Raw genomic sequence first — 19,079 nt, 5'->3', positions numbered from 1 at the left:
GGGCATCGCCTTGCGCAAAGGCGAAGGTGCTAACAAATTGAGCATGAGCTTGTGACGTGCCTGGTCTGATGATAACACGCTGTTTGCGTTGCGCAATGGAGGAAACATCCCAGTAAATGCGCCGTTTTTTCCCATTCATCAAGGAAATTGCACCGCAACCGTTTCCCTGTTGACAATCACCCTAGGGCAAGCGTTAACGCGAATATTCTGCCCAGCTTGTTAAAAATCATGCTACATTCTTGCCGCCTTATCGACACGGTGTCGCACAGCGTTGCGCAACGAACGAGTGGCGGCCTCGTGTCATCAGGGAAAGACATAATAAAAGAGGACTACGCATTGACGGATCTCATTAGTTTTATCAACAACATCCTATGGGGCTCGGTACTGATCTATCTGCTGATCGGTGCCGGTCTCTATTTCACGTTCCGCACCGGGTTTATTCAGTTTCGCCACTTCGGCCATATGTTTTCAGTATTGAAAAACAGTAATAAGGTCGACAGCGGTGGTATCTCCTCCTTTCAGGCACTGTGTACCAGCCTGGCCGCCCGCGTCGGCACCGGAAATCTCACCGGGGTCGCCATCGCACTGACCGCCGGTGGGCCTGGCGCAATCTTCTGGATGTGGATCATCGCGCTGATCGGGATGGCCACCTCTTTCATCGAGAGCACCTTGGCCCAGCTCTATAAGACACGCGACGATCAGGGTAATTTCCGTGGCGGCCCGGCCTATTATATGGAGAAGGGGCTCGGCATGCGTTGGATGGGGATCCTGTTCTCCCTGTTCCTGCTGGTCGCCTTCGGCTTGGTATTCAACGCTGTACAGGCCAACTCCATCGCTCAAGCGACCGCCGTTGCCTTCCATATTTCACCGCAGTATGTCGGCATGACTTTGGTAGTGATCTGCGGCGTGGTGATCTTCGGCGGTCTACGCTCGATTGCTCGCACCGCCGAGCTGATCGTACCGGTCATGGCCATCGCCTATCTGCTGCTGGCCTTCTGGGTGATGGGGCATAACCTGGCCCGTCTGCCAGAGGTACTGATGCTGGTGATCAAGAGTGCGTTCGGCCTGCAAGAAGCGGCCGCCGGCGCCGTCGGCTATGGCATCTCCCAGGCGATGACCCAGGGGATCCAGCGCGGGTTATTCTCTAACGAGGCCGGCATGGGCTCAGCCCCCAACGCCGCCGCCTCCGCCACCCCCTATCCGCCTCATCCCGCCTCTCAGGGCTATGTACAGATGCTAGGCGTCTTTATGGATACGTTGGTGATCTGCAGCGCGACCGCCGCCATCATCCTCTCCTCCGGCGTATTGGATGCCGCACCGGGTTCCATCAGCGGTATTGAACTCACCCAGCGAGCGCTCTCTTCGGCCGTCGGGGACTGGGGTGGGACCTTTATTGCGGTGGCGATCTTCTTCTTCGCCTTCACCTCCATCATCGCCAACTATGCCTACGCCGAAAGTAACCTGATCTTCCTGGAACATAACCACCCCAGTGGTTTGATCTTTCTACGTCTAGGTACGCTGGGTATGGTGATGTTCGGTGCCTTGGCGGAGCTGCCGTTAGTGTGGAAGATGGCCGACCTCTCAATGGCGCTGATGGCGATCACCAACCTGATCGCCATCCTGTTACTGTCGGGCGTCGCCTTTAAGCTGGCCCGCGACTATAACCACCAGCGCCGTCTGGGGCTGGTGCCGACCTTGGATCTCAGTAAGTATCCAGAGATTCAACAGCAAGTTGAACCGGGGATCTGGGAGAAACCGGCGCGTAAGTAAGGCACTCAGGGGGAGTTTCACTCCCCCTTATCCCTATCACAGCAATTTTTCCCGCCCGCACGCCAGTTTGCTAAAGTAGACGAAGTTACCCTTTTCTCTCTTGTAGGATGCCGCCATGCTGACGATTATCTCCCCAGCTAAAACGTTGGACTACTGCTCCCCACTCGCCACACAACGCTATACGCAACCGTTAATGTTGGCGCAAGCCGAAACGTTGATGCAGACGGTGCGAACCCTGACGCCGGCACAATTGGCCTCGCTGATGAAGATCAGTGACAAGCTGGCCGGGTTGAATGCCGCGCGCTTCGCCGAGTGGCAACCCCATTTCACCCCGGAGAATGCCCGCCAAGCGATACTGGCATTTAAAGGCGACGTGTATAGCGGACTCCAAGCCGAAAACTTCAACGAGGCAGACTTCGACTTCGCTCAGCAGCATCTGTGTATGCTCTCCGGACTCTATGGACTGCTACGCCCTCTGGATCTGATGATGCCCTATCGTCTGGAGATGGGAACCCGGCTGCATACCCCCTATGGCAATGATCTGTATGCCTACTGGGGTGACCAGATCACCCGCCAACTGAACCAACAACTACGGCAGCAGGGAGATCGGGTCGTCATTAACCTGGCATCGGACGAATACTTTAAGGCGATCAACCCTCGCATCCTGGAGGGCGAATTGATCAAACCTATCTTTATGGATGAAAAGAATGGCAGCTTTAAGGTGATCAGTTTCTACGCCAAGAAGGCGCGCGGACTGATGAGTCGCTTTATCATCAAGCAACGATTGCAGGATCCCGAGCAGCTAAAGGCGTTCGATCTGGAGGGATACGCTTTCGCCGGGGAGAGCCAGGGCCGACTGGGACGCGAACTGCTGTTCCAACGCCGCCACTAACGCCCGCCCCGATAAAGCCGCCCCCGCCACCTGCGGGGGCCGGCCTCTCACGCGTCGGTCAACAGGAATGCCCGTAGGTGAGAGAAGTCCGCCGGTAACGTCTGTGACAGCAGCGGCAGGTCAGCACGCTCGGCTAACGCCGCCGGTAACGGCAGAGCGCGATCCAAGATACGCTCCACCGACTCGGCGAACTTGGCCGGGTGCGCGGTCCCTAGGAACAGACCATACTCGCCGGGACGTAGGTTTGCGCGTAATACCTGATAGGCGATGGCGGCATGGGGCTCACTGACATAGCCCTGGGCAGCCAGTGCCCGCATCGCCTCCTCGGTCTGCGCATCGTCCAACGCCCCATAGTCCAAGGCCGCCAGCGGCCACTCACGACGGCGGAACAACTCCTCGACCCGCGGCCAGTTGTTGGGGCGGCTGACATCCATGGCGTTAGAGAGGGTCGCTACCGTGTCGTGTGGCTGCCAAGCGCCGCTGGCCAGGAAACGAGGAACCGTATCGTTAGCATTCGTGGCCGCGATGAAACGCTTCACCGGCAATCCCAGCGATTGGGCCAGTAAGCCCGCGGTCAGATCGCCGAAGTTGCCGCTCGGTACCGAAATCACCAACTGATTGCGCGCCGCCTGTGGGAGTTGCGCCACCGCCTCAAAGTAGTAGCAGACCTGCGCCAACAGGCGGCTGATGTTGATCGAGTTTGCCGAATTCAACCCCAGTTGCTCACGCAACGCCGCATCGTCAAACGCCTGCTTGACCAACGCCTGGCAATCATCGAAGTCGCCCTCGATCGCCACGGTACGAATATTACCGCCCAGGGTGCAGAACAGCTTCTCCTGCAACGGACTGATCTTCCCGCGCGGGTAGAGGATCACCACCTGTACGTTATCCAGACCATAGAAGGCATGCGCGACCGCGGCGCCGGTATCGCCCGAGGTCGCCGTCAAGATGGTGACAGGTCGATCCCCCGCCACCTGTTGTAGCATCTGCGCCATAAAGCGCCCGCCAAAGTCTTTAAAGGCCAGCGTCGGGCCATGGAACAACTCCAGCGTCGCAATGTCATCGCTCACCGGCACAACCGGCGCCGGAAAGGTAAAGGCGGCGCGTACCCGCGCCAATAAGGTTGCGAACGGAAACTCATCGCCCAGGTAGGCCGCTAAGATATGGGCGCTACGCGTCACAAAATCTTGGGCCAGTAAGGCATCGATCTCACTCCGCTCAAACGACGGCAATGCATGGGGGAAAAATAACCCCTGCTGACGGCCCAGTCCCTGAACCAGCGCCTGGGCAAAGTTAACCTGCTCGTTATGATCTTTCAGATTGTACAGTTTCATGGCTTATCCCAGTTGTCGTGCGCCCGCCGTATCCAGACGGCAAATATGAACGAATCCCTGCTCATTTTGCAGGTAGTGTTGTGCCAACCAATGCGCCACCTGTTGGGCAACGGCCTGATCGTCGCACACGGCGAACAGCGTCGGCCCCGAACCCGAGATGCCACATGCCAGCGCACCAAGGTGCTCCGCCGCCTGGCGTGCTTCGAGAAACCCGGGCAGCAGGCCGCTACGGTAAGGTTCGGCGATCACATCCTGCATCAAGGCCGCAGCCAACTGGGGTTGACGCGTATGGCAGGCATGAATAAAACCGGCCAGATTGCGTCCATGGCGGATACAGTCGGCACGGGGATAGTGTGGCGGTAGAATGGCGCGCGCCTCGGCGGTGGAGACCTTGATCCCCGGATAGGCCATCACCCAAAGCCACTCATCGAAACAGGGTACCGGTTGACTGATGATCCCCTGAGCCTCGACCATCAATTGCACCCCACCCAGATAGCAGGGGGCGACGTTATCGTAATGCACGCTACCGGAGATTCGGCCCTCCAACTCCCCCATCAGAGTCAATAGCTGGTGTGGCGTGAGGGGGTCACCGGCAAAGCGATTCAACGCCGCCAAGGCCGCGACGACGGAACAGGCGCTAGAGCCCAACCCTGAGCCGATCGGCATGTTCTTTTCCAACACCATTTCGACGGCCAACTCGTGTCCGATCTCGGCGCAAAAACGCTGCCAACACTGATAGACAATATTCTCTTGCTCGTTCGCAGGCAGGCTCGCGACGAAGCGGCCACGACACGCCAGGGAGAAACGCTCGCTGGCGGTGACGCTAACACAGTCCCCCAATAGGCTACCATCCAGCGGTGTAACGGCCGCGCCCAGCACGTCGAAGCCGACGCTAACGTTGCCGATCGAGGCCGGCGCATAGATCGTCACCATGTTATACCCCCAGTTTCCATGACAGCGTACGCAACAGATCGGCGAACACGCCAGCAGCCGTCACCTCATTACCCGCGCCATAACCACGTAGGACCAGCGGCAGCGGCTGATAGTAATGGCTATAAAACGCCAGGGCGTTCTCGCCATTTTTCACCTTATACAGTGCATCGTTGCCATCCACTTCGGCGATGCGAACCACGCAGCGACCCTGATCGATCTCGCCGACATAGCGCAATACACAGCCACGCGCACGCGCCGCCGCCACCCGCGCGGCAAAATCCTCGTCCAGACGTGCCAGGTTAGACAAAAAGGCCTCGACCTCCCCACTCGCATCGAAGCTCGCGGGTAGCACCGGCTCGACCCGAATGTCCGCCAACTCCAAGGTATAGCCCGCTTCGCGAGCTAGGATCAACAGCTTGCGCGCCACATCCATACCAGAGAGATCATCGCGCGGATCCGGTTCGGTATAGCCTAATTGACGTGCCTCGGCGGTAGCCTGGGAGAAGGATGCCCCCTCCTCCAGTCGACCAAAAATAAACGAGAGCGAGCCGGAAAGAATGCCGCTGAAGCGCTGGAGCTCATCGCCGGCGCTCAACAGGTTTTGTAGACTCTCGATCACCGGCAGCCCCGCCCCCACGTTCGTGTCATACAGGAACTTACGTCGGCTCCCCGCCGCCCGCTGACGCAACAGATGGTAGTAATCCATCGAGGCGGTGTTCGCCTTCTTGTTGGGCGTCACCACATGGAAACCGTTAGCCAAGAAGTCGGCATACTGATCGGCGAGCGTCTGGCTGGAGGTACAGTCGACGATCACCGGATTCAGCAAATGGTAGTCATTGACCAGACGGATCAGCCGCCCCAGGTTAAACGGCTCCGACGCCTGCGCCAGGGACTCTCGCCACTGCGCCATGTCGATACCATGTACATTGGTCAGCAATGCCTTCGAGTTGGCGATGCCGCATACCCGTAGATCGATATGTTTACGCTTCAACCAGGCTTGCTGGCGTTCGATCTGTGCCAGCAGCGCCCCACCGACACCGCCGACGCCGATCACAAAGACCTCGATCACCTGATCGGTATTAAACAGCATCTGGTGCGTTACCCGCACGGCGGTGGTGGCCACATCGTTACTGACCACTACGGAGATAGAGCGCTCCGACGATCCTTGGGCGATGGCCACGATATTGATATTGGCGCGCGCCAACGCCGAAAAGAACTTCGCCGAAATACCACGTAGGGTACGCATACCATCGCCGACCACGGAGATGATGGCCAGATGCTCCGTCACATCTAGCGGCTCCAACAGGCCATCTTTCAGCTCCAGATAGAACTCCTCCTGTAGCGCCTGGCAGGCCCGTTGCAGCTCACGCTGCGGAACACAAAAACTAATGCTGTACTCAGAGGAGGATTGGGTGATCAGCACCACCGAGATGCCACTGCGCGACATCACGGCGAAGACCCTGGCCGCCATGCCGATCATCCCCTTCATCCCCGGCCCCGAGACGTTGATCATCGCCATATTGTTCAGATGGGTGATGCCTTTGACCGGCAACGCCGCATCACCCCGCTGTGCACCGATCAGGGTACCGGGTGCCTGCGGATTGGCAGTATTCTTTATCAGGCAAGGGATCTGAAACTGGGCGATGGGAGAGATCGTTCGCGGGTGCAATACCTTAGCCCCGAAGTAGGAAAGCTCCATCGCCTCCTGATAGGACATGGCATCCAGTAAACGCGCATCCGGCACCAGGCGGGGATCGCAGGTATACACGCCGTCGACGTCGGTCCAGATCTCGCAACATTCGGCACGTAAACAGGCCGCTAACACCGCCGCAGAATAGTCAGAGCCGTTACGCCCCAAGACCACCAGCTCCCCCTGCTCATTGCCGGCGGTAAAACCGGCCATCAAGACTACGCTATCCGCCGGGATGCCTAGCGCGGCGATACGACGACTGGATTCGGCAATATCGACACTCGACTCGAGGTAACCACCGCGTGCCAGTAGACTACTGACCGGATCGATGACGCTAACACGCCGGCCGCGCGCCTGGAGTAGCGCGGCCATGATGGCGATGGAGAGCTTTTCACCCCGGCAGATCAATGCCGCGTTGACGCTATCCGGGCATTGCCCCAACAGAGAGATACCATGTAACACCTGGCGGATCTGGCCGAACTCTTGGCTCACCCGCAGACGCAGCGATGCGGCATCGAATCCCGGCTGCGCCTGAGCCAGGCCCTCCAACAGATCGGTAAAAATCTTCTCGGCTTCGCCTAGGATCGGTTGTACATCCTGGCCGGCAATGGTGCGCTCGATCAGCGCGACCAAGTGGTTGGTGATACGGGCCGGAGCAGACAGCACGGCGGCGACCTGTCCTTGGGCGGCGTTACTCTCCAGAATGTCGGCCACGCTGATCACGCGCTGAGCATTGGCGACCGATGTTCCGCCGAACTTTAATACTTTCATCTGACTCTCTCCGAATTTGGCCGAAAAAAAAGCCCGCACTGTGAAGTGCGGGCTTTTTCATTTTCACTTTTCTGTATGCGTCAGCCCGCCCCGTTACTGGTTGTACCGGTGGTGGTAATTGTAGTGATGATATTCAGGCTGAAGTTACGCATAGTCTGTCCAAGTTATTCCTGTGTCTGCCCTATATTGGTTAAAGCAAAGCCAACGGTGAGTCAACCTATTTCTATTTTGTGACATCGATCGCAGCCTATTTTCGGCAGTTTTAAAAACTAATAAATCATAATTATTAGAATAAAATCATGGTCAATTGGCCGCACTCCGCCACACATCACCAATCAACTCACCAAATAACCAAGGATTATCCTTTTTCGTGTTTCTTCGCCGCTAACCCGTTATTCAAAGCAGATTCGATGTCATGTAGCAAACGATGCAGCATGGCGGTATCCCGTTGCGCCAACAGACCGAGACGTTGGGCGAGCCAATCGCTCAGTTTACTGTCATCCTCGACGCCTAACGTCTCAAGTAGACGCGTCGTTCGTGCCCGTAAAGCAGCCAACTGCTCTCCTTGCGCCGCCGGCTCCGCGACCGCGTGTACCTGCATCAATGAAGAGAGCTGGTAGCAAAAGACCATCACGGCCTGCCCCAGATTTAACGAGGGATAATCGGCGGCCATGGGCACCCCCGTCAACAAATCCACCAGCGCCAGTTCATCGTTGGTCAGCCCGGAATCCTCTCGGCCAAAGACCAACGCACAACTCGCCATCCACTGCTGCTTTTCCTGCAAGATACCGACTAACTCCGGCGGTGTGCAGTAATAATGGAAACGGGCGCGACTGCGCGCCGTCGAGGCTACACTGAACTCGACATCCGCTAATGCCTGCTCCAAGGTGGCAAAATGACAGGCATTATCCAGAATATCGCCAGCCCCGTGCGCCACCCAACGCGCCGCAGGTTCACGATCCGCCTGACTATCCACGATGCGTAACGAAGTGAAGCCCATAGTTTTCATCGCTCGCGCCGCCGCGCCTACATTCTCCGCCCTGGCCGGAGCGACCAGTACAATATGAATTTGCATATTTAGTGCCTGTTTTTTTACCGAGGCGCACACTCTACCCCGCCAAACACCATTTTTCTACGCCGCATTTTTACTACATATTTTTAACAAAAAATAACGTTTCCATTTGTTAAATAACCTTCTTTGCAAAAATTCTCACTCATTAACATCGAAATGCAAATTTCACAAAAAATATGTCAATATTGTTATTATATTCATGAAGTTATTTATTATTTAATAGCAAAAAACTCCGTTTGCTAAGCGCGACCTATCCAGGCGAACCCGCTGGAGAAATCGCTATGAGAGAGGCATTAAGCTTGCAAACTTGTAAGTGTTTTTCACAAATCTGTTAACGTGCTACAATTGGACTTGATATATGTCAACAAAGGATAGTTTTGTTAGGTGGCATTTGACGCATGCGCTGTTATATTGCTGTTAATAGGGTTAGGATGTGCGCCGCTTTTGGCACCACCGGGGCTGTAGGGAGTGACACCCCCTGACCAACCTAGCGATGTTGTTGACGTTGATGGAAAGTGCATCAAGAACGAGTTTACGTACTTTAGTCACTAGAGCCCCGCGGTTGAACCGCCCATATTTGGTGATCTGGGTTCCCGGACTGCTGTACACCCCCTATTTTTCTATTTTGTTGGCAATTTTAGGTAGCAAAACATGCAGACCCCGCACATTCTGATCGTCGAGGACGAACTCGTCACTCGCAATACGTTAAAAAGTATTTTCGAAGCGGAAGGTTATATCGTTCATGAAGCCAATGATGGTGCCGAGATGCATCAGATTCTGTCTGAATTCGACATCAATCTGGTCATCATGGACATCAACCTGCCTGGGAAAAACGGCCTGCTGCTGGCACGCGAGTTGCGTGAGCAGGCAAATGTCGCACTGATGTTCCTGACCGGTCGCGATAACGAAGTGGATAAGATCCTCGGCCTGGAAATCGGTGCCGATGATTACATCACTAAACCGTTTAACCCGCGTGAACTGACCATCCGTGCCCGTAACCTGCTCTCCCGCACCATGAACCTGGGTAGCGGCAGCGAAGAGCGTAAAAGCGTCGAGCACTATCGTTTCAACGGTTGGGAGCTGGACATCAACAGCCGTTCTTTGGTCAGCCCGGACGGTGAACAGTACAAGCTGCCGCGCAGCGAGTTCCGCGCCATGCTGCACTTCTGCGAGAACCCGGGTAAGATCCAGTCTCGTGCTGAACTGCTGAAGAAGATGACCGGCCGTGAACTGAAGCCGCACGATCGTACGGTAGACGTCACCATCCGTCGTATCCGTAAGCACTTCGAGTCGACGCCGGATACGCCAGAGATCATCGCCACCATCCATGGCGAAGGCTACCGTTTCTGCGGCGATCTGGAAGAGTAATCCACGACGCCTGAGGCGATATAGCAAGAAAAAAGGCCGGGTTATCCCGGCCTTTTTGTTATCGAGCGCGCGGATTAACGCGCATTCTGCCGCCACCATTCGGCCAGCATAATCCCGGTCGCAACCGACACGTTCAGACTCTCTACGCTACCGGTGCCGCCGATGGAAATGCTCAAATCACCTTGACGCAACGTACCGTCAGACAGACCATCCCCTTCATGACCCACGACCAAGACGATCTTCGCCGGCAACGTCGCGCGATGTAATTGCGTCGTTCCCTTATGGCTCGACGTCGTCACGATGGTATAACCGGCACGACGGAAGGTATCCAGCGTAGCGGCAAAATCCTCCGCATCAATGGCCTGGACATGCTCGGCGCCCCCTTCGGCGGTACGCACTGCCGCCCCCGACTCCAATGCAGCACTTTCTGGCGCCATGATGCCACGGATGCCGAAATGGGCACAGGTACGCATGATACCGCCCAGGTTATGCGGGTTTGCGACATTCTCCAGCGCTAACACACAATCGACCGCCTGCTCAGCCTGTGAGGCCAGATACTGCTGAGCGTCGAGAGAGCGACGCTTCTTGATCAGGAAGCAGACGCCGCCATGATGATCGGTACCGGAAGCCTTAGTCAGCTCGGCATCATCGACCACATGGTAAGCCTTACGATTGGCCGCCATCCAACGCAATGCATCACGGAAACGCGGGGTAACCGACTGCAAGAACCAGGCGCGGACGATCGCCTCCGGGCGGCTAGCAAAGAGCGCCTGACAGGCATTCTCACCATATACACGCGTCTCTTCGGCGCGCTGACGACGCAGCTGCTCGGGATCGATAAAGCTTTTGCCGCTGATGCCGCCATGGTCGCTTCCCACTCCCTGATCCGGGCTATCACCCAGCGCAACGGTTCGCCACGGTGAACGCTCACCGCTCGGCTTATCCGCACGTGCCGGACGTCCGCCGCGCTCATTACGCGAGCGATCATTACGCGGGCGATCACCACGATCACGATCGCCACGACCACGCTCGGGGCGCTCACCCCGTCCACCTTGTCCCTGACGTCCCTTGCCTGATGGGCGCGACGAACGCGCGTCCGTCGTATCCGCATCGCGGACGTACATCACTTTTACCTTACCGTTCTTGCCATTCAAAGAGTCGTTCATTGCTTTCTCCACCTACGCGCAGGGCGCGAAGATTACCTGATGTGAGAACCCGTTACCATACGCCTAGGATAAAAGCTCTAGTCTATTATAGTCATTGAATAAATCTGATTGTGATAACGAACATTCAGAAGAATAATAATTAACATCTATGGAACATCGGTGGCGACGACGCCCGACGTTTCACCGTTTTCTCTCCGAGGGTAATCATGAATACTGTTTGTCCTGCCTGCCATACTACCAACCGAATCCCCGATGATCGCTGTAACGAACAGGCGAAATGTGGCCGCTGTGCTCATCCGTTGTTCGATGGCAAGGTCATTGAAGCTAAAGCCGAAACGTTGGACACGCTCCTGCAAGACGAGATGCCGGTGCTGATCGACTTCTGGGCACCGTGGTGCAGTCCATGCCAGGCTTTCGCCCCGATCTTCGCCGCCGTCGCCGCCGAGCGGGCCGGACAGGTACGCTGCGTGAAGGTGAACACCGAAGATCAACCCGCGCTTAGCACGCGTTTCCGCATCCGTAGCATTCCGACCATCATGCTGTACCGTAACGGTCAATTGGTCGATATGCTCAACGGTGCCATGCCGCAGGCACCGTTCGATGCCTGGCTTGACGAACAATTGGCAAAACAGTCCTAATGATACACGGCCCGGAACACTCCGGGCCGCTTAGCACTGTACCCAAGGGAGGCGCTTGTTTAAAATGGCGCTTTTGCGCATCCTCCCGAGATAATCATGTCCCCCAATGCCGTACTGCGCCTACGGGCCGAGCGTCTACGCCAGTCGACCCGGCCGTTTCATGCCCGTGGCTGCCGTGTGCAACGCTGCCAACGTTGTCTACTGCCTGAGATACACTGCCTATGTGCGACCCTGGCGACCTACCCGGCACGTAGCCGCTTCTGCCTGATGATGTACGATACCGAGCCGCTGAAACCGAGTAACACGGGACGCCTCATCGCCGACGTACTGCCAGATACCCTGGCCTATGGCTGGTCACGGACCCAGCCGGATCCGGCCCTCCTGACTCTGCTCGCCGATCCCGCCTACCAGCCCTATGTCATCTTCCCCGGTAGCTATGCCGAACCACAGCGCGTCGTCACCCAAGTCACCGCCGAGGCGGGACGCCGTCCACTGTTCATCATGCTGGATGGCACCTGGCCCGAAGCCCGTAAGATGTTTCGTAAGAGCCCTTATCTAGACGGCTTCCCGGTTCTCTCCATCAATATGGCGCAGGCGCCCGGCTACTTACTGCGCGAGGCACAGCGACCAGAGCAGTATTGCACCGCGGAAGTGGCGACGGCGTTGTTGGCCCTCGCCGACGACGCAGATGCCGCGCAAGGGTTACTACAACACTTCACCCATTTCCGGCGACAATATTTGCTAGGTAAATCGCACCCTCCGACAGGAAACACTGCACAGGCGGAATAAAGCCTCTACTATCATGCCATCCGGTGCGTTTTAATACGCTCACCAGCGGGTTACCCGTTCAGGAGGATGGCATGAGTCAGCGCAGTCTCGAGTCCCTGCTACGTCCCAAATCCATCGCCGTCATCGGTGCCTCCAATCAGGCTGGCCGCAACGGCCATCTGGTCATGCAGAACCTGCTGCGGGGGGGCTTCAATGGCCCGGTGATGCCCGTCAATCCTCGCTATCAGGCGGTATGCGGTGTACTGGCTTATTCGTCGATCGAGGCGTTGCCGATGGTGCCAGATCTGACCATCCTGTGTGTCAACCCCCGACGTAATCTGACACTGATCGCCGAGTTGGGCGCCAAGGGCTGCCGAGCCGCGATCGTACTCGCCTCACCGGCGAGCCAGGCACAGGCGCTGAAGCAGTGCGCCCAGCAGCACGGCGTACGCCTATTAGGTCCCAACAGCCTAGGGGTGTTAGCCCCGTGGCAAAAGCTGAATGCCAGCTTCTCACCGGTCCCAATCTTGCCGGGTCGACTGGCCTTCATCTCTCAGTCGGCTGCGGTCTCCAACACTATCCTCGATTGGGCGCGTCAGCGTGAGATCGGCTTCTCGCTGTTCGTGGCATTAGGCGATAGCCTGGATAGTGACGTCGACGAGTTGCTGGATTATCTGGCTCGGGATGCGAAGACCGGCGCTATCCTGCTCTATCTGGAACATCTGCACGACGCCCGACGCTTTCTGTCCGCAGCACGTAGCGCGGCACGCAATAAGCCGATTCTGGTGATCAAGAGTGGTCGATCGCCACAGGCACGCTACGTTCTGGGTGAAGCGCCCGGGCTCGACATCGCCTATGATGCCGCCATTCAACGCGCTGGCCTGCTACGCGTACAAAATACGCATGAGCTGTTTTCTGCCGTCGAAACCCTGAGCCACATGCGCCCCTTACGCGGCGAGAAACTCCTGATCATCGGCAATGGCGCGGCACCGATCGCCATGGCATTGGACGAACTACAACGGCGTAACGGCCACCCCGCCGAGACGGATGAGGCATTACGCAACGCGCTGTCTGGCGGACTGCCGGACGATGCCTATCTACAGGGTCCCATCGACCTACGCGATGACGCCACACCAGCACGTTACCGCAGCACGCTACAGCAGGTACTCGATAGTCATTGCTACGATGCGCTATTGATTCAGCATGCACCTAGCGCCGCCGCTCCCGCGACCGAAACGGCACAAGCACTGATCGAGACACTACGCGATCATCCGCGCGCCAAGCATATTACGCTGATGACCAACTGGAGCGGCGAGAGCACCTCGCAGGAGGCGCGCCGACGCTTTAGCGAGGCGGGCATCCCAACCTATCGTACACCGGAGGGCGCCATCACTGCCTTCATGCATATGGTCGAGTACCGGCGTAATCAGAAGCAGCTGATGGAAACCCCCGCGCTACCGGCAGGATTGCCCGCGAATAGCGCGCTGGCACACCGCCTGTTAGCCCAGGCTCAGGCCGACGGCCTCACCCGCCTCGATACCCATGAGGTCCGCGATATCTTGGCCTGTTATGGTCTAGAGACGCTTCCCGGCTGGATTGCCAACGACAGTGCCGAGGCGGTGCACATCGCCGAGCGAGTCGGCTATCCCGTCGCCCTCAAGCTACGCTCACCGGATATCGCGCATCACTCGGCGATCCAAGGGGTAATGCTCTATCTGCGCAACGCGCAAGAGGTCGAACAGGCCGCCAACGCCATCTTCGATCGTGCCCGCCAAGCCTATCCCCAGGCCCGTATCTTCGGTCTCTTGGTGCAGAGTAGCGCCAACCGCATCGGCGCGCAGGAGCTGCGTATCTGTGTCGAGCACGATGCCGTCTTCGGCCCGCTGATCCTGCTGGGTGAGGGTGGTGCGCAATGGGATAGCCAACGTGACGCCGCCGCCGCCCTGCCGCCGCTCAACATGAATCTGGCGCGCTACCTGATCGTGCAGGCGCAGAAAAACGGCCAGATCCGCCGTGGTACCCCATTAGCCGATCTGGATATCACCGGCCTAAGCCAGGTGCTGGTACAAGTGTCAAACCTGATCGTCGACTGTCCCGTCATTCGTCGTCTGGAGATCGATCCGTTGCTCGCCAGTGGCGGGGCCTTTACCCTGTTGGACGCCACACTCCATCTGATCACGCCCGATACGCCGCCCGCTCGCCTCGCCATCTGCCCCTATCCGCATCGATTGCAAGAGTCCGTCACCCTACGCGATGGCAGTGCTTGCCTGCTACGGCCGATCCTGCCGGAGGATGAGCCGCTATTGCAGCAGTTCATTCAACGCGTCAGTAAAGAGGATCTCTATTACCGCTACTTCAGCGAGATCAATGAATTTACTCATGAAGATCTCGCTAAAATGACCCAGATCGACTACGAGCGGGAGATGGCTTTCGTTGCCGTACAAAGCACACCGCAGGGCGAGGCGATCCTCGGTGTCACCCGCGCGCTGATCGATCCCGATAACATCGAGGCGGAGTTTGCCGTGCTGGTTCGCAGCGATCGTAATGGCCTCGGGTTAGGGTTTATTTTGCTGGATAAATTGATCCGCTATGCTCGCCAACGCCAACTACAACGACTGCTCGGCATCACCATGCCAACCAATCGCGGCATGATCGCGCTGGCCCGTAAGGTGGGATTTAAGGTGGAAATTCTGTTGGAGGACGGAATCGTCAATCTTTCTCTACCGCTGGCGACGGATGCCGCGCAAGGCAGCGAAAAATGCTGAGACAATTTCGGCAAATCGTGGCAAAACATACGCAACCAGATAAAACTAGTGTTATTATCGTCCGATTCCGTTGGTTAAACTGAGCGTGTGCGACTGCCGCGCTGCACTATGACAAGAGAAGAAGCGCACTGTGATGTTGTCCAAATTTAAGCGAGCCAGACATCAACAACACCTTGCCCAGCTACCGAAACTCCCGCAACAAGTCGGCGAGGTGGAAACGCTGTTTGCGCCGGCGGATTTCCGCCAGGCGTTGCTTGAGGCCATTGGCCAAGCGACCCAGCGGATCTACCTGGTTGCGCTGTATCTGGAAAATGATGACGGTGGCCGGGATGTGTTGAACGCGCTCTATCAGGCCAAACGTCAACGCCCGCAGCTCGAGATCTTCGTGCTAGTCGACTGGCACCGTGCCCAACGGGGCCGTATCGGTGCCGAGGCCAGCAACACCAATGCCGATTGGTACTGCCACATGGCCCGCGAGAATCCCGATGTCATCGTGCCGATCTATGGCGTCCCGGTCAACACCCGCGAAGCCTTGGGAGTACTGCACCTAAAAGGATTTATCATTGATGATCGGGTGATCTACAGCGGCGCCAGTCTTAATGATGTCTATCTGCATCGTCATGACAAATACCGTTACGATCGCTACCACTTTATCAGTAACCCGCGTCTGGCCGGGGTCATGTGCCAATTTGTACAGTCCACGCTGCTGAGCAATCCCGCGGTGCAACGTCTCGATCGTTGCGATCGTCCGAAAAATCCAGAGATCCGCAATGAAACTCGTCAATTCCGTCATACCCTGCGCGATAGTGGTTACCACATCCCTGCCGAAGCGAGTAATGACGAGTTGGCGGTGACCCCGTTGGCGGGTCTGGGTAAACAAAACATCCTGAATAGAACGATTCATCATCTGATCTGTAGCACCGAGCACAAGCTGACCCTTTGTACGCCCTACTTTAATCTACCTGCGTTACTGGTTCGTGACATCATCTCACTATTACGCCAGGGAAAGCAGGTCGAGATCATCGTGGGGGATAAGAAGGCCAACGACTTCTTCATCCCAGAGAATGAACCGTTCAAGATCATCGGCGCCCTGCCTTATCTCTACGAGATAAACCTGCGCCGCTTCCTCAGCCGTTTGCAGCCCTACGTCGATAATGGCCAGCTCACGGTGCGTTTGTGGCGTGATGACGACAATACCTATCATCTGAAAGGCATGTGGGTTGACGATCGCTGGCAACTGATCACCGGTAATAACCTCAACCCGCGCGCTTGGCGCCTGGATCTAGAGAATGCCATCCTGATCCATGACCCCCAGGGTGAAATCCAGCATCAACGCCAGGATGAGTTGGCATGTATCCGCCGCCATACGCAGGTGGTGCGCCACTATGAGGAGCTGGAGAATATCCAGCACTATCCGTTAAAGGTACGTAAGCTGATCCGCCGTCTACGCCGTATCCGCGTCGATCGCCTGATTAGCCGCATCTTATAAGCGATGACCAGGCCTCCTCCAGGAGGCCTTTTTCTTACCCGCCCCCATCGCCTATCGCGTCCTCGTTTATACTTAGCAACATCCCACCGCCATCATCGGGGAGTGTTGCCATGCCCGCGCTACTCCGCCTTACCCTACCACTACTCGCCTGGTTATACTGCGGCCTACTCTACGCCGCAGAACCGCGCCTGGATCCGGATCCCGCCCAAGAGGCGCGTACCGTGACCATTCTCCAACAGCCGGTGGTAATGCTACAGGCAAAGTTCGGCCTTGATACCCCCGAAGAACGGGTCAAACAGACGGCACAGCATCTCCGTGCTATCACTCCGGACGATCTACGGCATCCAATACAGATCACGGCGGCCACCCGTTACGGGCAACCCGTCCGCCTCTTTTCAATCCAGGGAAAGCCACTGTTACTGCTGGCTCAGCAGGATCTGGATATCGGCGACGATCTGACGCTGGATCAGGCGGCTGAACGTGTGCAACGCCGCTTGGAACAACTACGCAGTGCCTTGATCGAACAGCGATCGCCCCATGCTCTGATGATCGCCGGCGCTAAGTTGGCTGGCGGAACGGCATTACTCGTTGGTCTACTCTGGCTATCCCGTCGTCTACAAAAACGTCTACGGAGCCACTTCGCGATACAGATCATCCAGCACCGCGGCTGGATCCCCTATAAGCTGCGTACCTATCTCGGCCATATCGAACGACGCATTAGTACCATGCTGCTCATCGTGGTCTGCAGCATCGCCAGCTACATTTGGTTAATCTGGGCCTTAAAGCTATTTCCGATGACGCGTTATTGGAGCTATACCCTGAACCATTCGAGTCTGGCGGAGGCCAGTCTGCTTTTACAGGCGCTCTGGGACGTCATGCCGAATCTCCTGGTACTACTCGCTATCTTCATTCTGACACTACTGATTCAACGCATGCTGCGCCTACTATTCCTACGCGTCGAGACTGGCCGCCTCAAGTTACCCGGCCTCTATCCCGATACTGTCGGCGCAACGCGACGTCTACTGAGTGTCATCATCTGGTTATTCGCCCTCTCTCTCGCCTATCCCTTCTTCCCCGGTGCCGATACACTCGCCTTTAAGGGAGTTAGCGTCTTCTTCGGGCTGATGATCACGCTCGGTTCGGCTGGTTTGGTCAGCCATGTCATGAGTGGATTGGTCTTGATCTACTCCCGCGCCTTACACCAAGGGGACTATGTCCGTATCGGGGAGTACGATGGTTTTGTCAGCGATATCGGGATCCTGGCGACTAAGCTGAAAACGCGGGAAGGCTATGACGTCACCATTCCCAATGCCGTCGTCGCTAGTGGCAAAATCATCAACCTCAGTACGCATGCCCGCCAAGGCGGCATCATTATCACGACCAGTGTCACTATTGGTTATGACGTCCCCTGGCGCCAGGTGCAGGCAATGCTCACTCTCGCAGTACAACGTACGGAGGGGATATTGCATGAGGAGGCACTGCGCATCCGCCAGACGGAACTGCAAGATTGGTATGTCAGTTATGAGCTACAGACAGAGATCGCCGCGGGTGAAGCACCAGCGCAGGTAAAAAGTACGCTGCACGGCCATATTCTGGATGTGTTTAATCAGTTTGGCGTGCAGATTATGTCGCCGCATTTCGTGATGCAGCCTAAGGAGGCGGTGTGGGTCAAACCGGAGTCCTGGTTTTCCGCGCCGGCGCATCCCCCGAACGCGGCCACGGCAGACGAGGTGGGATCAGCAGAGAAATCCTCTGCGACAAATCGCCCATGAGCCCAAAGAGCAGGTCTTCATAAGGAACAATAGAAAAAGAAAAAGCCCCACGCATCAGCGTGGGGCTTTTTCTCTATTTGATGCCTGGCAGTTCCCTACTCTCGCATGGGGAGACCCCACACTACCATCGGCGCTACGGCGTTTCACTTCTGAGTTCGGCATGGGGTCAGGTGGGACCACCGCGCTATCGCCGCCAGGCAAATTCTGTTTCACCAACCGCCCTCTCAGGCCATCGGTTCCAATCTTGAACAAGCTAAATTCGTCTCTCTAAAACACCTTCGGTGTTGTAAGGTTAAGCCTCACGGATCATTAGTACTGGTTAGCTCAACGTATCGCTACGCTTACACACCCAGCCTATCAACGTCTTAGTCTTAAACGTTCCTTCAGTGGACTCAAGGTCCAAGGGAAGACTCATCTCGAGGCAAGTTTCGCGCTTAGATGCTTTCAGCGCTTATCTCTTCCGCACGTAGCTACCGGGCAATGCAATTGGCATCACAACCCGAACACCAGCGGTGCGTCCACTCCGGTCCTCTCGTACTAGGAGCAGCCCCTCTCAATCTTCCAACGCCCACGGCAGATAGGGACCGAACTGTCTCACGACGTTCTAAACCCAGCTCGCGTACCACTTTAAATGGCGAACAGCCATACCCT

14 protein-coding genes, 2 rRNA genes, 1 pseudogene and 1 other annotated feature are annotated in these 19,079 nt (G+C 56.8%); of the genes and pseudogenes, 8 read left to right on the top strand and 9 right to left on the bottom strand.

All coding sequences use genetic code 11. From position 1 onward, the window contains the following. The first annotated feature begins 336 nt into the window (after positions 1-336). Positions 337-1,770 (top strand): sodium:alanine symporter family protein, encoded by a 1,434-nt coding sequence (locus tag ACEQFP_RS02295; RefSeq protein WP_005294798.1) that lies wholly within the window; start codon positions 337-339, stop codon positions 1,768-1,770. Between the two features lie 115 nt (positions 1,771-1,885). Next, positions 1,886-2,662 carry a peroxide stress protein YaaA gene (yaaA, locus tag ACEQFP_RS02290; protein WP_005282421.1) on the top strand — a complete coding sequence of 259 codons (777 nt, stop codon included), beginning with the start codon at positions 1,886-1,888 and terminating at the stop codon, positions 2,660-2,662. Positions 2,663-2,709: 47 nt separating this feature from the next. Here yaaA and thrC read toward each other — a convergent pair whose 3' ends face one another. The 6 genes and pseudogenes from thrC to ACEQFP_RS02260 all read right to left on the bottom strand — a co-directional run bounded on the left by thrC (position 2,710) and on the right by ACEQFP_RS02260 (position 9,011). Continuing rightward, a complete protein-coding gene (thrC, locus tag ACEQFP_RS02285; RefSeq protein ID WP_005282418.1) occupies positions 2,710-3,996 on the bottom strand; it encodes a threonine synthase in 1,287 nt (428 codons plus the stop codon). A 3-nt stretch (positions 3,997-3,999) separates the two neighbouring features. Then, positions 4,000-4,929, bottom strand: a complete 930-nt coding sequence (thrB, locus tag ACEQFP_RS02280) for a homoserine kinase (protein WP_068872288.1) — start codon at positions 4,927-4,929, stop codon at positions 4,000-4,002. Between the two features lies 1 nt (position 4,930). Continuing rightward, the gene (gene thrA, locus ACEQFP_RS02275) at positions 4,931-7,390 is read right to left on the bottom strand and encodes a bifunctional aspartate kinase/homoserine dehydrogenase I (protein WP_370546981.1); all 2,460 of its coding nucleotides are present in this window, start codon (positions 7,388-7,390) and stop codon (positions 4,931-4,933) included. Between the two features lie 22 nt (positions 7,391-7,412). After that, positions 7,413-7,535 (bottom strand) — a sequence feature (Thr leader region). Continuing rightward, complete coding sequence (thrL, locus tag ACEQFP_RS02270; protein ID WP_071523905.1) at positions 7,471-7,542, bottom strand: thr operon leader peptide; 72 nt, start codon at positions 7,540-7,542, stop codon at positions 7,471-7,473. (Overlaps the previous feature by 65 nt.) Before the next feature lie 206 nt (positions 7,543-7,748). Next, entirely contained in the window at positions 7,749-8,465 is a 717-nt protein-coding gene (locus tag ACEQFP_RS02265) for a tRNA/rRNA methyltransferase (protein ID WP_005282408.1), read from the bottom strand. Positions 8,466-8,868: 403 nt separating this feature from the next. Next, a pseudogene (locus ACEQFP_RS02260) lies at positions 8,869-9,011 on the bottom strand (hypothetical protein). 102 nt (positions 9,012-9,113) lie between these two features. On the opposite strand from ACEQFP_RS02260, the gene arcA reads away from it, so the two are divergent. Further along, on the top strand, positions 9,114-9,830 hold the full coding sequence (arcA, locus tag ACEQFP_RS02255) for a two-component system response regulator ArcA (protein ID WP_005282404.1): 717 nt from the start codon (positions 9,114-9,116) through the stop codon (positions 9,828-9,830). Positions 9,831-9,904: 74 nt separating this feature from the next. Here arcA and ACEQFP_RS02250 read toward each other — a convergent pair whose 3' ends face one another. After that, a complete protein-coding gene (locus ACEQFP_RS02250; RefSeq protein ID WP_005294794.1) occupies positions 9,905-10,996 on the bottom strand; it encodes a tRNA/rRNA methyltransferase in 1,092 nt (363 codons plus the stop codon). A 206-nt stretch (positions 10,997-11,202) separates the two neighbouring features. Between ACEQFP_RS02250 and trxC the strand changes: the two genes are divergently transcribed. The 5 genes from trxC to ACEQFP_RS02225 all read left to right on the top strand — a co-directional run bounded on the left by trxC (position 11,203) and on the right by ACEQFP_RS02225 (position 18,428). Then, positions 11,203-11,634, top strand: coding sequence for a thioredoxin TrxC (trxC, locus tag ACEQFP_RS02245; RefSeq protein ID WP_005294791.1), 432 nt, complete (start codon positions 11,203-11,205; stop codon positions 11,632-11,634). A 96-nt stretch (positions 11,635-11,730) separates the two neighbouring features. Further along, the gene (locus ACEQFP_RS02240; protein ID WP_005294789.1) at positions 11,731-12,423 is read left to right on the top strand and encodes a tRNA-uridine aminocarboxypropyltransferase; all 693 of its coding nucleotides are present in this window, start codon (positions 11,731-11,733) and stop codon (positions 12,421-12,423) included. A 71-nt stretch (positions 12,424-12,494) separates the two neighbouring features. Further along, entirely contained in the window at positions 12,495-15,167 is a 2,673-nt protein-coding gene (locus ACEQFP_RS02235) for a bifunctional acetate--CoA ligase family protein/GNAT family N-acetyltransferase (RefSeq protein WP_370546982.1), read from the top strand. 133 nt (positions 15,168-15,300) lie between these two features. Then, positions 15,301-16,656 (top strand): CDP-diacylglycerol--serine O-phosphatidyltransferase, encoded by a 1,356-nt coding sequence (gene pssA / locus ACEQFP_RS02230; protein WP_005282390.1) that lies wholly within the window; start codon positions 15,301-15,303, stop codon positions 16,654-16,656. 110 nt (positions 16,657-16,766) lie between these two features. Next, positions 16,767-18,428 carry a mechanosensitive ion channel family protein gene (locus tag ACEQFP_RS02225; RefSeq protein ID WP_097364134.1) on the top strand — a complete coding sequence of 554 codons (1,662 nt, stop codon included), beginning with the start codon at positions 16,767-16,769 and terminating at the stop codon, positions 18,426-18,428. An 82-nt stretch (positions 18,429-18,510) separates the two neighbouring features. Here the strand turns inward: ACEQFP_RS02225 and rrf are convergent. Then, positions 18,511-18,626: ribosomal RNA gene (rrf, locus tag ACEQFP_RS02220) — 5S ribosomal RNA — on the bottom strand. Positions 18,627-18,716: 90 nt separating this feature from the next. Beyond that, a 23S ribosomal RNA gene (locus tag ACEQFP_RS02215) occupies positions 18,717-19,079 on the bottom strand; the annotation flags it as partial.

Origin of the sequence: Edwardsiella sp. A.80236 (genome assembly GCF_044540725.1) — a bacterium.
In the GTDB taxonomy this organism is placed as follows: Bacteria; Pseudomonadota; Gammaproteobacteria; order Enterobacterales; family Enterobacteriaceae; genus Edwardsiella; species Edwardsiella tarda.
This window is presented reverse-complemented; position numbering and strand designations above follow the sequence as displayed.

Coding starts and splice junctions, on each gene's coding strand:
- ACEQFP_RS02235 (WP_370546982.1), top strand. CDS start 12,495: ATGAGTCAGCGCAGTCTCGAGTCCCTGCTACGTCCCAAATCCATCGCC.
- thrC (WP_005282418.1), bottom strand. CDS start 3,996: ATGAAACTGTACAATCTGAAAGATCATAACGAGCAGGTTAACTTTGCC.
- thrB (WP_068872288.1), bottom strand. CDS start 4,929: ATGGTGACGATCTATGCGCCGGCCTCGATCGGCAACGTTAGCGTCGGC.
- ACEQFP_RS02250 (WP_005294794.1), bottom strand. CDS start 10,996: ATGAACGACTCTTTGAATGGCAAGAACGGTAAGGTAAAAGTGATGTAC.
- trxC (WP_005294791.1), top strand. CDS start 11,203: ATGAATACTGTTTGTCCTGCCTGCCATACTACCAACCGAATCCCCGAT.
- thrA (WP_370546981.1), bottom strand. CDS start 7,390: ATGAAAGTATTAAAGTTCGGCGGAACATCGGTCGCCAATGCTCAGCGC.
- pssA (WP_005282390.1), top strand. CDS start 15,301: ATGTTGTCCAAATTTAAGCGAGCCAGACATCAACAACACCTTGCCCAG.
- ACEQFP_RS02265 (WP_005282408.1), bottom strand. CDS start 8,465: ATGCAAATTCATATTGTACTGGTCGCTCCGGCCAGGGCGGAGAATGTA.
- arcA (WP_005282404.1), top strand. CDS start 9,114: ATGCAGACCCCGCACATTCTGATCGTCGAGGACGAACTCGTCACTCGC.
- yaaA (WP_005282421.1), top strand. CDS start 1,886: ATGCTGACGATTATCTCCCCAGCTAAAACGTTGGACTACTGCTCCCCA.
- ACEQFP_RS02240 (WP_005294789.1), top strand. CDS start 11,731: ATGTCCCCCAATGCCGTACTGCGCCTACGGGCCGAGCGTCTACGCCAG.
- ACEQFP_RS02225 (WP_097364134.1), top strand. CDS start 16,767: ATGCCCGCGCTACTCCGCCTTACCCTACCACTACTCGCCTGGTTATAC.